This is a genomic window from Candidatus Polarisedimenticolaceae bacterium (genome assembly GCA_036376135.1).
In the GTDB taxonomy this organism is placed as follows: Bacteria; Acidobacteriota; Polarisedimenticolia; order Polarisedimenticolales; family DASRJG01; genus DASVAW01.
The window spans coordinates 1-14936 of record DASVAW010000070.1; the positions used below are offsets into that span (position 1 = coordinate 1).

At 71.1% G+C, this 14936-nt stretch carries 12 protein-coding genes; 7 read left to right on the forward strand and 5 right to left on the reverse strand.

All coding sequences use genetic code 11. The features are described 5' to 3' along the window. Together VF139_06440 and VF139_06445 are read right to left on the reverse strand one after the other, a co-directional pair. Window positions 1-440, reverse strand: a 440-nt coding sequence (locus VF139_06440) for a DJ-1/PfpI family protein (protein HEX6851028.1), incomplete at its 3' end; no start/stop codon positions are given. A 31-nt stretch (window positions 441-471) separates the two neighbouring features. Continuing rightward, entirely contained in the window at window positions 472-1815 is a 1344-nt protein-coding gene (locus VF139_06445) for an NCS2 family permease (protein HEX6851029.1), read from the reverse strand. A gap of 35 nt (window positions 1816-1850) precedes the next feature. On the opposite strand from VF139_06445, the gene VF139_06450 reads away from it, so the two are divergent. The 7 genes from VF139_06450 (at window position 1851) to VF139_06480 (ending at window position 12248) form a co-directional block, all read left to right on the forward strand. Beyond that, complete coding sequence (locus VF139_06450; GenBank protein HEX6851030.1) at window positions 1851-3389, forward strand: S8 family serine peptidase; 1539 nt, start codon at window positions 1851-1853, stop codon at window positions 3387-3389. A gap of 77 nt (window positions 3390-3466) precedes the next feature. Further along, a complete protein-coding gene (locus VF139_06455; GenBank protein HEX6851031.1) occupies window positions 3467-3850 on the forward strand; it encodes an OsmC family protein in 384 nt (127 codons plus the stop codon). Window positions 3851-3893: 43 nt separating this feature from the next. Continuing rightward, window positions 3894-4406 carry a hypothetical protein gene (locus VF139_06460; GenBank protein ID HEX6851032.1) on the forward strand — a complete coding sequence of 171 codons (513 nt, stop codon included), beginning with the start codon at window positions 3894-3896 and terminating at the stop codon, window positions 4404-4406. Continuing rightward, window positions 4394-5371, forward strand: coding sequence for a hypothetical protein (locus tag VF139_06465; protein HEX6851033.1), 978 nt, complete (start codon window positions 4394-4396; stop codon window positions 5369-5371). Before VF139_06460 ends, VF139_06465 begins: the two co-directional genes overlap by 13 nt. Then, the gene (locus VF139_06470) at window positions 5368-7719 is read left to right on the forward strand and encodes a hypothetical protein (protein HEX6851034.1); all 2352 of its coding nucleotides are present in this window, start codon (window positions 5368-5370) and stop codon (window positions 7717-7719) included. Before VF139_06465 ends, VF139_06470 begins: the two co-directional genes overlap by 4 nt. Beyond that, window positions 7716-10187: a hypothetical protein gene (locus VF139_06475; GenBank protein ID HEX6851035.1), complete on the forward strand. Its 2472-nt coding sequence runs from the start codon at window positions 7716-7718 to the stop codon at window positions 10185-10187. Before VF139_06470 ends, VF139_06475 begins: the two co-directional genes overlap by 4 nt. A gap of 12 nt (window positions 10188-10199) precedes the next feature. Next, window positions 10200-12248 carry a M13 family metallopeptidase gene (locus VF139_06480; protein ID HEX6851036.1) on the forward strand — a complete coding sequence of 683 codons (2049 nt, stop codon included), beginning with the start codon at window positions 10200-10202 and terminating at the stop codon, window positions 12246-12248. A gap of 10 nt (window positions 12249-12258) precedes the next feature. Here the strand turns inward: VF139_06480 and VF139_06485 are convergent, their stop codons facing one another. The 3 genes from VF139_06485 to VF139_06495 form a co-directional block, all read right to left on the reverse strand. Next, on the reverse strand, window positions 12259-13164 hold the full coding sequence (locus VF139_06485; GenBank protein HEX6851037.1) for a hypothetical protein: 906 nt from the start codon (window positions 13162-13164) through the stop codon (window positions 12259-12261). Beyond that, on the reverse strand, window positions 13161-14327 hold the full coding sequence (locus VF139_06490; protein ID HEX6851038.1) for a helix-turn-helix transcriptional regulator: 1167 nt from the start codon (window positions 14325-14327) through the stop codon (window positions 13161-13163). Before VF139_06490 ends, VF139_06485 begins: the two co-directional genes overlap by 4 nt. 173 nt (window positions 14328-14500) lie before the next feature. Beyond that, entirely contained in the window at window positions 14501-14782 is a 282-nt protein-coding gene (locus VF139_06495) for a hypothetical protein (protein HEX6851039.1), read from the reverse strand. Window positions 14783-14936 lie beyond the last annotated feature (154 nt).

Here is a 14936-nt window from a genome sequence, read left to right on the forward strand (position 1 = left end):
CCGTTGTCCACGATCCGGACGTCGGCGAGCACCTTCGTCCGAGGCGCCTGCTCGCGCAGCCGCTCGATCCGCCCGTGCCACGTCGTCGCGGCGAGACCGTCGAGGACCCCGGCGTGCGCGAGCACGAACGCCCCCGTGCACACCGACATCACGATCTCCGCCTCGATCGCGGCGCGCGAGACCCAGGCGAGGAACTCCGGGTTGGACGCCGCCGGCTCGATGTCCCCCCCCGGGATCACGAGGACGTGGGGCACGGGGCAGTTGTCGAAGGTCCGCTCCGGGAGGATCGTCACGAACCCCTGCGCGAGGACCGCCTCGGGGGTGAGGCCGATCGTGCACGGGTCGAAGGCGCGCGTGGCCGCGAAGACCTCGGCGGGCCCGGCGAGGTCGAGGATCTCGAGCCCCGGGAAGACGAGAAAGCCGACTTCGCGTTTGGTCAAGCCCGAGATCCTCCACGCACGCCGGATCCACTCACAAGAACACGTACCTCGCCACGAACAAAGCACCCACGACGTACACGAGCCACCCCGCCTCCCGCCCGCGCCCCGAGAGGAGCTTGAGCAGCGGATAACCGATGAACCCGAAGGCGATCCCGTCGGCGATCGACCACGTGAAGGGGATTCCCGCGGCGACGAGGAACGCGGGGATCGATTCGGTGGGATCCTCCCACGCGACCTGCACGAGGCTTCGCGCCATGAGGCTGCCGACCACGATCAGCGCAGGGGCGGTGAGCGGCTGCAGGATCGCGCCGCCTTCGACCGGCACGCCTCCCCCGATCATCCGGACGAGCGGCGCGAAGAACAGGGCGAGGAGGAACAACCCCCCGGTCACGAGGTTCGCGAGGCCCGTGCGCGCCCCGGCCTCGACCCCCGTCGCGCTCTCGATGTAGGCGGTGACCGTTGAGGTCCCGAGCATCGAGCCCACGACCGTGCCCGACGCGTCGGCGAGCAGCGCCCGTTTCGCCCGGGGGAGCCTGCCGTCGCGCAGGAACCCGCCCTGGCTTCCGATACCGATCAGCGTCCCGACCGCGTCGAAGACCGCCATGAAGAGGAAGATCAGCACGATAGGGAGGACCGCCGCGTCGAGGAGTCCCGCGAGGTCGAGCTTCAGGAAGGTCGGGGCGAGCGACGGCGGCGGCTCGAGCAGTCCCTGCCACGTCACGAGCCCGGCACCCCACGCGACGACCCCCGCCGCGAGCATCCCGATCAGGATCGCGCCGCGGACCTTGCGCGCGAGGAGGGTCGCGGTCACGACGAGCCCGAGGATCGCGACGAGGACCGGCGGCCTCGCGAGATTTCCGAGGTGGAGGATCCCGCCCCCCGCCGGCCGCTCGACGAGCCCCGCGTTCACGAGGCCGATGAACGCGACGAACAGCCCGATCCCCGCCGCGATCGCGTGCTTGAGCGAGGACGGGACGGCGTCGATCAGCTTCTCGCGGATCCCGAGGAAGGTCAGCAGGAAGAACGCCACCCCGGAGACCAACACCGCGGCGAGGGCGGTCGGCCAGGCGACTCCCATCCCCAGGACGACCGAGACGAAGAAGAAGTTCTCCCCCATCGCCGGCGCCATCGCGATCGGGTAGTTGGCCGCGAACCCCATCACCCAGGTCGCCAGCGCCGCCGACAGGCAGGTGGCGGTCATGACGGCGCCGAAGTCGAGTCCGGCCTGCGAGAGGACCGCCGGGTTGACCACGACGATGTAGGCCATCGTCATGAAGGTGGTCGCCCCGCCGAGGACCTCCGTCCGGAGGTCGGTCCCTTGTTCCTTCAGGCGGAACAGGCGCTCGAGCACCGAATTGCCCCTTCCCGGCGTCACGCTAGCACCGTACGATCCCGGGCGGAGGACACGGCATGACCAAGTTCAAGTGGGGGGCGGCCGCCCTGGCGGTGGTCGCGATGGTGGGGAGTGCGTTCGCCGCTCCGATCTCGTTCAACGGCAGGAATTACGACCGGGGCCCCTCGGGCTGGGTCCTGCAGGATCCGACGGGGAGCTTCGCGGTCGACGGCACCACGATCTCCGTCCGTTTCGTGGACGGGATCGCGGGGATGGACGGCTTCCGCAGGGCCTGGCTCGCGGCGGGCGGCGATGCGGAGCTCGCGCAGTTCGAGGTGGTCCGGTCGAACAGCCTCGGGATCCACGACCTCGCGCTGATCCCGGGCCAGGATCCGATCGAGGTCGCGCGCCGGTTCCAGGGGACCGGCCTCGTCCGCTGGGCCGACGTGAACACGATCGGCCGCTGGGTCGCGCTCCCGAACGACACGCAGTTCGGGAGCCAGTGGCACCTGCGCAACACCGGGCAGACCGGCGGGACCGCCGACAAGGACATGGACGTCGACGAGGCGTGGGACGTGGTGACCGGCGACCCCGCGATCGTCGTCGCGATCGTGGACAGCGGCACGGACATCGCGCACCAGGACCTGACCGCCAACCTCTGGAAGAACACCGCCGAGACCCCGGGGAACGGCCAGGACGACGACGGGAACGGATACGTCGACGACTACGACGGCTGGGACTTCGAGGGGAACGACGGCAATCCCTCCTCGACGAACGGCCACGGCACCAACGTCGCCGGGATCGTCTCGGCCCGCACGAACAACGGGACCGGCGTCGCCGGCATCGCGGGAGGGTACGCGACGGGCGGGGTCAGGTTGATGCCGGTGAAGGTGGGAACCTCGGGCCCGAACGGCGCCATCCTCGACGACGCGATCCTCTACGGCGCGAACAACGGTGCGCAGATCATCACGATGAGCCTCACGGTGGGACAGTCCCAGGCGATCGACGACGCGCTGGCGTACGCATGGAGCACGAAGGGGGCCTTCATCGACTGCGCCTCGGGGAACAACTCGTCGTCGTCGGTCGGTTATCCCTCGAGCAGCCCGAACGTGATGGCGATCGGCGCGACGGACCACAACGACGCCCGCGCGTCGTGGTCGAACTACGGCTCCGACCTCGAGGTCGTCGCCCCGGGCGTGAACATCCTCACGACCGGCCTGAACAACACCTACCAGACCAACAGCGGCACGTCGTTCTCCGCTCCCTGCACCGCGGGGGTCGCGGCGCTGATGCTCTCCAAGAACCCCGGCTTCACCAACGACCAGATCCGCCAGACCCTCAAGGACACCGCGGACGACGTGGGGACCTCCGGGTACGACCTGCAGACCGGTTACGGCCGCATCAACGCCAAACGCGCCGTGGACGCCGTGCCCCCGGCGAACTGCGTGGACGGCGACAACGACGGGTACTTCTCGACCGGCGGCTGCGGCACGACGGTCGACTGCAACGACGCCAGTCCCCGGGTCTACCCCGGCGCCCCGGAGATCTGCCGGGACGGGATCGACCAGGACTGCAACGGCGTCGACAAGCTCAAGGGGAAGTGCGCGAGGCAGTGACCTTCCCGCCCCGTTTCGTATCTTGATCTTCGATTCCCCGGGGCCGAGGCCCCGGTCCCGGGGGGTCGGAGACGACGATGGAAATGACGATCACGATGCCCGGGGCCGGCCGCGTCGAGGCCCACTTCGGCGGCCTGACGGTCACGACCGACCAGGACGGCACCGCCCCCAACCCCTTCGCGCTGTTCCTCGCCTCGATCGGGACCTGCGCGGGGATCTACGTCGCGCGGTTCTGCCAGGGGCGCGGCCTTCCCCACGACCGCATCCGCATCCTCCAGAGGGTGGAAGCCGACCCGGCGACCGGCCTCGTCGGCAGGATCGTGCTCGACATCGAGCTCCCCGCGGACTTCCCCGAGAAGTACCGCGATGCGGTGATCCGCGCGGCGGACCAGTGCAAGGTCAAGAAGCACCTCGACGCGCCGCCGGTGATCGAGTTGTATGCCGTGGGTGCCGCAGTCTGACGCGAGGCGCAACCTCCCGTCCCGGGTTATCCTCCCCGGACGCATGAGGGGCCTTCTTCTCGCACTGCTCCTGCTCGCGACGCCGGCCGCGGCGGCGGACACGCTCGACGGTCCGATGGTGGACCGTCGCACCCCGACCGTGCGCGCGCGTTTCGCGTGGCCGCAGCAGGCCGCGTTCGCAGCGGGCGTCGTCTTCCACCGGCAGCCCGAGCGGATCACCTGCGAAACGGTCTGCCAGATCCGCGGCTGGCATCTCCAGGGGGAGGCCGGGATCGCCGGCGGGCAACTCGCCTTCGGCTGGACGAAGCTCGTCGGCCAGCACGGCCCCCGCTTCGACGTCCTCTCGCGCCCGTACATGGCCTTCGCCGTCCGCGCGGCGCTGCTGCGGACCTGGGGGAGCTCCACGCTCGCGCCGAAAGAGCGCTCGTTCGCGGGGGTCGAAGGAGCTTGGAGCGTCGCGAGGATCAGCCTGGCGCTTTCGGTGATGCGCGATCTCGACGACGACCGGGTCGGGTCCCGGTGGCTCGTCGGCGGAGGGCTCGGATGGGGGTTCTGACCCGCCTCGCCGGCGCGGTCGTCGTCGCGGGGCTCGCCGCGGGGGCGGCGCACGCCCTCGAGTCGGACGGGTTCTGGGCGTGGGGGAGGCCGCTCGAGGATTCCTCCGAGGCGATCAACGCGAGGGTGAACGCCGACCTCCGGGCGGTCGCCGACGAGGCGAACGAAGCGACGCCGGGGAAACTCGACTGCACGACGCTCGAGCGGCGCTTCATGCGACGGATGCGATTCCCGTCGTTCCAGACCGTCGAGGTCTGGGCGATGGGCTCTCCCCTCGTCGACAGGACCCCGGCGACGAACCAGGAGGAGGAGCGTTACCGGAAGGAGTGGCTGTTCGCCGCGACGATCCCCGGGGACGTCGTCCGCTGGATGCCTCCGAGCCCCATCATCTCGATCGGCGGCGTGAGGCTCGGGACCGACAAGCTCGGCCATTTCTTCTCGGAGGGGATCCTCCTGCACTCGCGCTTCGAGGCGAGGCGCGAGAAGGGCGACACCGTCGAGCAGGCGGAGGCCAACGCGCTGAAGTGGAGCGTCCTGACCGAGCGGACCTTCCTCGGCCTCTCGACGTCGGGGGTCTTCTCGCGCGGCGATCTCGAGGCGAACCACGAGGGGATGCGTTTCTACAACCAGCTCTGCGACGTCGACGACCCGATGCTGCGGCTCGTCGGGGGAGCGTGGACGCTGACGCGGCCCTTCGACATCCGCGACTACGTCACTCCCGAGTGGGACGAGACCTGGCAGTCGCCGATCTTCGGGGCAATGCGCTGGCCGCGGATCAAGCGTCGGCTCGAGACCTACTGCCCGCTGCTCGCCGACCCGGCGGTGCGCGCCCAGCGGGCCGCGTATGCGGCGCGCGACACCGAAACCCGGACCGAGCGCCTCGTCGCGGAGATCGTCGCGCAGGGGAAACTCGCCGAGCCGGGGCAGTTCTCCCTCGAGCACGTGTGCGCGGAGGCGGGGCCGTGAGGCTCGTGGCGGCGGTCGTCGCGGCGCTATGCGCCCTTCCTTCCCTCGCGGCCACGATCGAGGTGAAGGTCGTGGGGCCGGAGGGGGAGGGGATCCGCGGGGTCTGGGTGAGCGCCCTCCGGGAGGCGGCCGTCTCCGGGCCCGCCCGATCGGCGACCTCCGACGACCGCGGCGTCGTCGTGCTCGACCGGCTCGCGGAGGGGACGTGGGTCCTTCAGATCCGGCCGCCCTCGGGGATGGCCCTGTTTCCTTCCGCCGGGCGGGACGACAGGGTGCGGCTCCGTGACGCGAGCGAACGGGTGAGCGTCACGATTCCCCTTCGACGCGGCGACGTCGTCCGCGGCAAGGTCGTCGGAGACTACGCGCCCCGGTTCACGCGGGTGCTCTTCGTCGCCCCCGGTGCGCAACACAGCCTGAACCTGGACCGGACGGGCACCGGGACGGTCGTGATCGAGCCGGGACTCTGGAAGGTGGTTCCCTCGCTTCCCGACAGCGTCGCGTGGTCGACGCTGGTCGTCGACGATCGGCCGTGGACGGGGCCCGACCTTCGATTCGAGACCCACGGCGAAGGCCGCGTCTACGACGTCAGCCTGAGCTTCGTCCCGCCCGGCCGGCTCAGCGGCAAGGTCTCGATCACGGGCGACTCGCGGCAGGTGCTCGTCGTCGCGACCCTTCAACGCGCCGGCGCCTGGCAGGCGGAGGGTGGATCCCTTGCCGGAGCGCAGGAGATGAGGATCGCCACAAGCCCCGAGCGCGACGGGAGCTACGACCGCGACCTGGCCGAGGGGACCTGGCTCGTGACGGTCGCCGGGCCGAAGGTCGTGGAAGTCGATCCACCTTCGGTCACCGTCGAGATCGCGCGAGGCTCGGAGTCCACGGCGTCGTTTCGCGTCCGCACGGCAGAGGCGGAAGGGCCGAAGGGGACCTTCGTGGTTCGGGTGCTCGATCCCGACGGGCGCCCGGTCCCGGCGGCGCAAGTCGAGGTGCGCGCCCTCTTGGACGACTCGCCGTCCGGCGCCCCCGTCGCGTCGGGGGTGACGCGCGGCGGGACCGCGAACCTGGAAGCGGCGATCGCGGGGGGGAGCTACGTCGTCGCGGCGGCTCACGAGAGCTGGCTGTGGGGCTCGACGGTGCTGCGCGACCTCGAGATCGCCGAGGGGGAGCGCATCCCGGTCGACGTCACCGTGCGTCGCGGCGGGGCCGTCGAGGCCCGCGTCGAGTCGGACGCGCGACCCGTCCTTCATCTCCTCCGGCTGGACGACCCCGTGCCGACACCGTTCCAGTCCGAGGCCGCGCAGAAGCGCTCCACGCATCGCCGACTCCCCCTCGACGTGCGCGGGGAGGGGCTCGCCGCCGGGCTCGAGCCGGGGCGATTCCGCGTGACGGTCGCCGACGACGGGCCGGGCTCCGAGGCGCGCGTGCTGCGGCTGCGTGTTCCCGGCGGCGAGCCCGGTACGGCGCTGGAGGTCGACGTCCGTGAGGGGGACGTGGCGAAGGTGGAGGTCGTTCCGAAACCGGCGGCCGCGGCGACGGCGCGTTTCCGCTGCGCCGACGGCAACCCGGTGGCGGAATCGCTGGTGGTCCGCGGATTCCTGGAGGACGACACCGACGAGCCGTCGTTCACCATGGACGCGGCGGTGAAGGAGGACCGCCGGGCGACCTGGGGACCGATGGCAGCGGGACGATGGCGGTTCGAGTTCCAGCCGAAGGCGTTCACGCGAACGACCTGGGCCCCCGGGACGGAGGTCGTCGCGGACGCACAGACCTTCACGCTCGACGCCGACGGCGTGCCGAAGGACCTCGGCGTGATCGAGGTGGACTGCGATCCGGCGACGAAGCTGACGATCCCGCTTCGCGACGCGGGAGGCGCGCTCGAGACGAGCCTCGCTCGCGCAAGCGCGCGCCGTCGCGAGAACGCCGACGCGCCGTGGCAGGCGGTCGAAGGTCTGCGCGTCGCGCCGGGCGACGGAGAGATCGTCGTGCGCGGCCTTCCCGAGGGAGACGGAACGCTCGAGCTCACCGTCGAGCACCCGCACCTGCTCGATCGAGCGTCGACGACGGCGACGATCGAGGGGAAACGGCGGCGCGGGGCGCTCCTCCCCGCCGCGACGGAGATCCGCGAGCTCGGAGGAGCGATCTCGGTCGCCGGCGCGGCGCGGCTGCGCCTGACCCGAGAGGGAGATTCGCGGGTGGTTCCGGTAGACGCGTCGTGGCACGCGGCCGTGTCGATCCTCCCGGGGACGTACGACGTCGCCTCATGTTCCGCCGAGGACATCCCGTGCGCGTCGCCGACGCGCCGCTGGCCGCGAGTCGAGGTCGTCGCCGGCCGGACGACCGAGCTGAGGTGACGATGCGCCGGTGGCTTCCCCTGCTGTGGTTCGCGTCGATGGGCGCGCCGATTCTCGCCGGGACGATCGAGGTGAAGGTGATCGGTCCCGGGGGAGCCGGGGTCGCCGGGGCGACGGTCGTCGTCGATCGGGAGACGCTGAGATCGGATTGGATGGCTTCCCCCGAGGCGCGCACGGCCACGACGGGCCCCGACGGGGTTGCGGTCTTCCCGGGACTTCCCGCCGGCTCGTGGAAACTCCGGGGGGAGCTCCCCCTGACCCTGGGACTGGTATCGCCCACCGATGCCGTTCCGGTCACCCTGATCGACGACGAGGCCACCGCGTCGGTGCTCCTTCAGGGCGTCCTGGGCGATCGCGTTCGCGTGACGGCCGTCGGCGCGGGATCGGCCGCCGGCGGCGCCCGACTGCTGTTCCAAGACTCGAGCGGCCCCGCGTTTCCGCTCTCGGTGGACGGGCAGGGGCGCGGGGAGGTCGTGCTCCCCGCCGGCCGCTGGGTCGTCCTCGTTCCGGGCGGGCGATCCGCGCCGTCTTCGGTCGAACTCGACGGGCGCTCGGTCGGGCCGGGGAACCCCATCGTGACCACCGGCGCGGGCGCGACGATCGAGGTGACCTGGCGGTTCGCCGCCACAGGCCGCGTCGCAGGGCAGGTCCGGTACGAAGGGCCCGTGCCGGACTCCCAGGTTTTCGTCGCCGCCGAGCGAAAGCCCGCGCCCGGAGAACCCCCGCCGGACGCGGCGTCGACGGGATACGCGGAGGTCGACGCCGGGGGGCGATTCAGCTTCGCGATCCGCGAAGGGACCTGGCGGCTTCGTCTCGGCGGCCACGCGATACTCGAGGCGCAGCCGGCGGAGATCGAGGTCGAGGTCCGCTCGGGGGTGGAGGTATCCGCCGCGTTCGTCGCCACGACGCGGGAGAGGGCCCCATCCGCGCGGGGGCGCCTCGACGTCCAGGTGCTCACTCCCGACGGCGCCCCCTGCGAACGCGCCACCGTCTTCGTTCGCCGGTTGATCGACGGCATCCCCGCGCCGCGCAGCACGCAGGCCGCGCCGAGGGCCCCGGGGCACTACGAGGTGGAGCTCGACGCCGAGGGGATCTGGCGCGTGGAGGCGGGGCACCCCGACTGGGTCTGGAACACGGTCGCGGTCCGATTCGAGAACGCGGAAGACCCGAAGCCGCTCCAGACGAAGCTGACGCTTCGTCGCGGAGCCACGATCGAAGTTCGAACGGCGGGCGCGTCCAAGGGAGCTCCTCCTGCGGTCCTGCGGGCGCGTATCGTGGGGGACGCGGACGAGGAAATGGGACTCGCCGGACAGTCGTCCTTCTGGAGGAACGTCACGACGGACGCCGAGGGGCGGGCGCTCCTGCGCGGGTTGGCGGCGCGCCGCTGGCAGATCGACGTCTCGGGGAACGACGCATGGCAGTACCGCTTGAAGGTCGGTGACGAGTCGCCGGCCTCCCACGTCGAGATCGACCTCTCCGAAGGGGACGTCGCGAAGGTCGAGGTCGTGCCGGAGAGGGCCTCGGCGATCCGGGTCGGACTGCAGTGCGAGGACGGGAGTGCCGTCGACGGCGACGTGCGCCTGCGAGCGTATCGCGTCGACCGCCCCGGGGCGGAGCCGAAGGACTTCCACGCCGGGACGCCGTTCGATCTCGTCGCCCCGATGACCTTCGGCCCGCTCGATCCGGGACCGTGGCGCTTGGAGTTCGAGCCGCGGCGCTTCGCCCGGACCACCTGGGCCCCCGGCACCGAGATCCCCGCCGACGCGCAGACGTACACGCTCGAGGCCGACGGCATCCCGAAGGACCTCGGCACGATCCGCGTCGACTGCGCGCCGGCCGCGCGCGTCGCCGTTTACGTCGATCCGGCCGGCGCCGAGCCCGACGACGTCCCGTCCCCCGACCTCCGGCTCGCGCGCCTGGACGGGCGATGGCGGGAGAACGACGAGGCCCCGTGGCAGCCGCTGCGCGGGCTCTCGGTCGCCGCGTCGAAGGATGCGCTCTACGTGCACCGGCTCCCGGAGGGGGCGGGGACGATGGAGCTCACGATCAAGCACCCGCACCTGCTCGACGAGCCTCACGCCGTCGCGACCCTGCGCGGCGAGCGGTACCGCGGCGGGCTGCATCAGGCGGTCGCCGAGGTCCCGGGGGTCGGCGGGGCGATCGTCTACTCGGGAGCGAGACGCCTGAAGCTGGTCCCGCGCCCGGAGGGGGCGCACCCCGGGGCCTTACGCAGGCCGAGCGGGAACGGCGGCTTCGAGGCGAGGTCCGCGCCGGACTCCCCGCCGGTACCGGCCGATCTCGAGCCGCGCATCGTCCCGATCGATCCCGAGTGGGGCGCGGCGGTCTCCGTTGCGCCCGGCGTCTACGATGTGCGCGCCTGCGGCGAACCGGATCCGGAGTGCGAGCGAGTCGAGAAACTCTGGTCCGGGATCCGCGTACTGGCCGGGTCCACGATCGAGTTGCGCTGAAGGAGCTTCACCGTGTTGCGTCGTGCCGTCGTCGTCGCGCTTACATGCGTCCTTCCCGCCCTCCCGGCGCGTGCCGTGGAGAAGCGGCCGCTGACCGAGCTTCCGTACACGCCGTCGCTCGAGACGGCGTTCATGGACAAGGCCGCCGACCCCTGCGAGGACTTCTACCAGTACGCCTGCGGGAACTGGATCAAGATCAACCCGATCCCTCCCGATCAGTCCTCCTGGAGCGTCTACGGGAAGCTGTACGACGACAATCAGCAGTACCTGTGGGGTCTCCTCGAGCAGGCGGCATCCCCCGATCCCTCCCGGCCGGCGCACGTGAAGCAGGTCGGCGACTACTTCGCCGCGTGTCTGGACGAGAAGGGGATCGAGTCGAAGGGGCTCGCGCCGGTGCGCGCCGACCTCGACGCGATCGCGGCGCTGGCGTCGAAGGAGGGGATCGCCGCGGTCGCCGGGAAGATCGATCCCCGCCTGGCGGGGAGCGGACTGCTGTTCGGCTTCGGCTCGACGCAGGACGCGAAGGACCCCGAGCGGGTCATCGCGCAGGCGGCGGCCGGCGGCCTCGGCCTTCCCGATCGCGACTACTACACCGACCAGGACGACAAGTCGAAGGAGATCCGGCGGCGCTACCTCGACCACGTCGCGCGGATGCTCGAGCTCGCCGGCGACTCCGACGAGGCGGCGGCCCGCGGGGCGCAGACGGTGATGCGCCTCGAGACGGCGCTGGCGACGGCGTCGCTGACCCGCGTCGAGCAGCGCGACCCGTACAAGGTCTTCAACAAGATGACGGTGGCGAAGCTGCGCAAGCTCGCCCCCGCGTTCGACTGGACCGCCTACCTCGCCGCGGTCGGCGCCTCGGCGGAAGGGGACCTCAACGTCACCGAGCCGAGGTTCTTCGCGGAGCTGGGCAGACGGCTCGAGGCCGAGCCGCTCGAGGACTGGAAGACGCTGATGCGCTGGCACGTGCTCAACGCCAAGGCGGCGTACCTCCCCGCCGCGTTCGAGCGCGCGGACTTCGAGTTCCACCAGGCGACCCTCCGCGGGGTGAAGGAGATGGCGCCGCGCTGGAAACGCTGCGTCGCGCTCGTCGACGGCCAGCTCGGCGAGGCGCTCGGCCGCCTGTTCGTGGAGGAGGCGTTCCCCGCCCAGGCGAAGGCCGCGGCGGCGACGATGGTCGCCGAGATCCGGCTCGCTATGGAAAAGCGCCTGCAGGGGCTCGCGTGGATGGGCTCCGCGACCAGGACGAAGGCGCTCGCGAAGCTCCGGGGGATGAAGGACAAGGTCGGGTATCCCGACACCTTCCGCGACTACTCGAAGATCGCGGTCTCCCGCGACGACTTTCTCGGGAACGTCGAACGCGCGGCGGCGTTCGAGACGCGCCGGCAGATCGGGAAGATCGGACGGCCCGTCGACCGGAAGGAGTGGGGGATGACGCCCCCGACGGTCAACGCCTACTACAACCCGCTGATGAACGACATGAACTTCCCGGCGGGGGTCCTCCTGCCGCCGCTGTTCGACCTGAAGATGGACGCCGCGCCGAACTACGGGAACACCGGCGGCACCATCGGTCACGAGCTGATCCACGGCTTCGACGACGAGGGGCGGAAGTTCGACGCCGACGGATCCCTGCGCGACTGGTGGACGAAGAAGGACGCGAAGGCGTTCGAGGAGCGGATCGCGTGCATCCGCGAACAGTACGCGGAGTACACGATCCTCGACGACATCAAGATCAACAGCGCCCTGACGTCGGGAGAGGACGTCGCCGACCTCGGCGGGACGATCCTGGCGTACGAGGCGTGGAAACACGCGACGCAGAACCAGCGCCTCATGCCCGTGGACGGCCTCACCCCCGACCAGCGGTTCTTCGTCGGCTTCGCGCAGTGGGTCTGCGGCGACCGCACCCCCGAGTCGGCGCGATTGCGCGCGAAGACCGACCCGCACTCCCCCGGCCGCTACCGGATCAACGGCGTCGTCGTGAACATGCCGGAGTTCGCCGAGGCGTTCCAGTGCAAGGCCGGGGACGCGATGGTGCGGGAGAAGGTCTGCAAGGTCTGGTGAGGCGCTCCTCCTAGGGGGCGATCGCCTGGAGCCGGAGACCCGGCCGGACGTGGTAGTCCCGATCGAACGGCGACGCGTACGGCTCGTACCGCGTCGCCCCCCACGTCGAGGGGGCGTCCCGTCGCTTCCATGCCAGCTCGCCCGCCCCGGTCGGCGCCTCGGCATCCACCCAGTCGATCCACAAGACCCCTGCGTGGGAGTGGATCTGCGGGAGCGCGCCGCCCGCGAACGACGAGGTGGCGACGACGCTCCGGTCGTATCCGGCGGCGTTCGGCGTCGCGTGCACGAGGGACGTCGCCGGTCCGTCGCGGCGGGAGTAGACGATGTGGAGCTGCCCGGCGTGGATTACGGCGTTCACGTGGGACACCTGTTCGCCGGGGAGAGACACCGGTTCGGGAAGGCTCCAACGCCAGTCGGGTGCCGACGCCGTCCGGGCGAAGGCCTGCGTCTGGGCGCCCGAAACGAGCACGTAAATCGCCACCACGCTGCCGTCCGGCGCGAAGGCGACCGACGGCGCGGAGGCGGCGCCGCGCGCCACGCGGCACGGTGCGCCCCAGCCCGAGGCGTTCGCGGAGGCGACGACGAGGTCGTCGGTCTCGCCGACCCGCTCCAGCCATCCGACGACGGCGCCGCCGGTGAGCGGGTCCACGGCGACGTCCGGAGCGCGCGGAACGCTCTCGGGGTGGTAGGTCGGCGCGTCCGAGCGATCCCCGGAGGTGTTGCGAAGGGTCAGACCGTTACCGATCGGATCCGGGGCGTCCACGATTTCCAGACGCTGGATGCGGGGCGGGGTTCCCGACGGCGGCAGGAACGGGAGAACGTCCTCGGCCTGGGCCGAACCGGCCGCGCCCGCGATCGTGAGGAGGAACACGAGCGCGGAGCAGCTCCTGTTGCGATGCGTCGTATGCCGGTTCATGCATCACTCCGATTCGACTCGGACAGGTACTCCCTGGCCTCGGAGAGGTTGGGTTCCACGCGATGCGCGTAGGCCCGAAGGGTCTTTTCGTGCATGCGCGCCGTGGTGACGTCGCCGGCGGCCAGCGCCAGCGCTCGGAGGATGTGGCAGTTTCGGAATACGACGTCGACGTAGTCTCTCGCCCGGGCGATCCCGTTGGAGCGCAGCGCGTACGCCTCCGCCCCGTCGGCATTCGATTCGGCCGCTTCGAGCTTGGCGAGGTGGCTCAGGGCGAGAGCCAGGTGACGCTCGAGTCCCCCCGCCTCGGCCTCGCGGCAGGACTCGAGAAGCAGGGGGCGGGCCTCGCCGTGTCGACCCAGTCGGACGAGGCAGGCGCCCCGGTTGATGCGCATCTGGAGCGCGCTCGGGGATTCGCCGCACGCATTGCACGCCGCGGCGGCCCGTTCGAACCACTCCTCCGCGGCGGCGAACTCTTCGCGCTCGTGCGCGAGCATGCCCCGCAGACCGAGCAGGTGGGCGAACAGCGCCGGGTCCTCCTTCTCCAGATGACCGAGGATCGACTCCGCGGAGTCCAGGGTCATCTGCGCGACCGCAACCAGGCCGAGTCGCAGCGACGCCGCGGTGAGGATCTCGAGGAGGCGGACGCGTTGGGGGGCGCTGAAATGACGGAGCCCGAGAAGCCGCTCCGCCTCGGCCTTCGCGTACAGATAGGCGCCCGAGCTCACGAGCGCGGCGACGCGTCGCAGCTGAAGGTCCGCGATTTCGTCCGCGCCGGCTTCGTCTTTCGCACGACGCTCCAGGATCGCCGAATACAGGGCGTAGGCCTCCACGAATCGGCCGGAGACCCGGAGATGGTCGGCCTCCCGAAGGGCCTCGGGGACGGGACGATCGCGCCACTCCTCCGGGACGAGATCGCGCCGGAATTCCACCTCGAACCGCTCCGCCATCGCGCTGATCGGCACGCCGTAGATCTGCCCCAGCGCGAACAGCCGGGTGAACGACGGCGTCGCTCGCCCGTTCTCGATACGGGACAGGTGGGATTTGGTGAGCGGCTCCGGGTAGATCGCCGAGGCTTCCTCGACCGCGTCGAGGGACAGGCGGCGACTCTCCCGGACCTGTTTCAGGTAGGCCCCGAAACGCCTCGTGCCGAAGCCGTTGGTCATTCGTTCCACGTACCCCCCCGGGCCGTTGAGTGGAGTCGGGGGATGGCCCCGACCCGCCGGCTTCCCCCCGCGCGGAACGGAGGCGCGGGAGCGACATGAATGGAATACACGCTCAGGGTTGCGGGCGGGCAACGTGGAAATCGAAAGTGGGTTGCGTATACGCAACCCTTGGTTCAGGCCGCATCCTCCCGCGCGCTCCTCGGCGGCTGGAACCGCAGGGAGAGCTTCGCGTCCCCGCTCTTTCCCCACAGGAAAAACAGGACGTCCCGGCGGCGCCGGGCCTCCTCCACGTCGGTCGTCCCGAGGGACTGGCGGAAACGCGTCTTCTTCCACCCCGGAAGGTGCACGGTGTACGCCACCCACCAGACGTTGCCGTTCTTCCAGAGATGGTGGTTGGGGTGGTTCCCGTGGTCGGGGTGCAGGGGCGAGTGCGGGTTCGTGAGCGTCTGGGACATCGTGTCTTCTCCTCGGCCCGAGAAGACACCCGGTATCGCGGGGCCAGCCGCGCGGACACTTGGTTGAGCGGGGACCTCCCGCTCCGCATCCCCGGGCGGCGGCCTTCGGAAGGCCGCCGTCCGGGTTGGCACCTTGGGCTGTCCGTCCCAGGTT

Coding starts and splice junctions, on each gene's coding strand:
- VF139_06485 (HEX6851037.1), bottom strand. CDS start 13,164: ATGAACCGGCATACGACGCATCGCAACAGGAGCTGCTCCGCGCTCGTG.
- VF139_06450 (HEX6851030.1), top strand. CDS start 1,851: ATGACCAAGTTCAAGTGGGGGGCGGCCGCCCTGGCGGTGGTCGCGATG.
- VF139_06465 (HEX6851033.1), top strand. CDS start 4,394: ATGGGGGTTCTGACCCGCCTCGCCGGCGCGGTCGTCGTCGCGGGGCTC.
- VF139_06490 (HEX6851038.1), bottom strand. CDS start 14,327: ATGACCAACGGCTTCGGCACGAGGCGTTTCGGGGCCTACCTGAAACAG.
- VF139_06460 (HEX6851032.1), top strand. CDS start 3,894: ATGAGGGGCCTTCTTCTCGCACTGCTCCTGCTCGCGACGCCGGCCGCG.
- VF139_06455 (HEX6851031.1), top strand. CDS start 3,467: ATGGAAATGACGATCACGATGCCCGGGGCCGGCCGCGTCGAGGCCCAC.
- VF139_06495 (HEX6851039.1), bottom strand. CDS start 14,782: ATGTCCCAGACGCTCACGAACCCGCACTCGCCCCTGCACCCCGACCAC.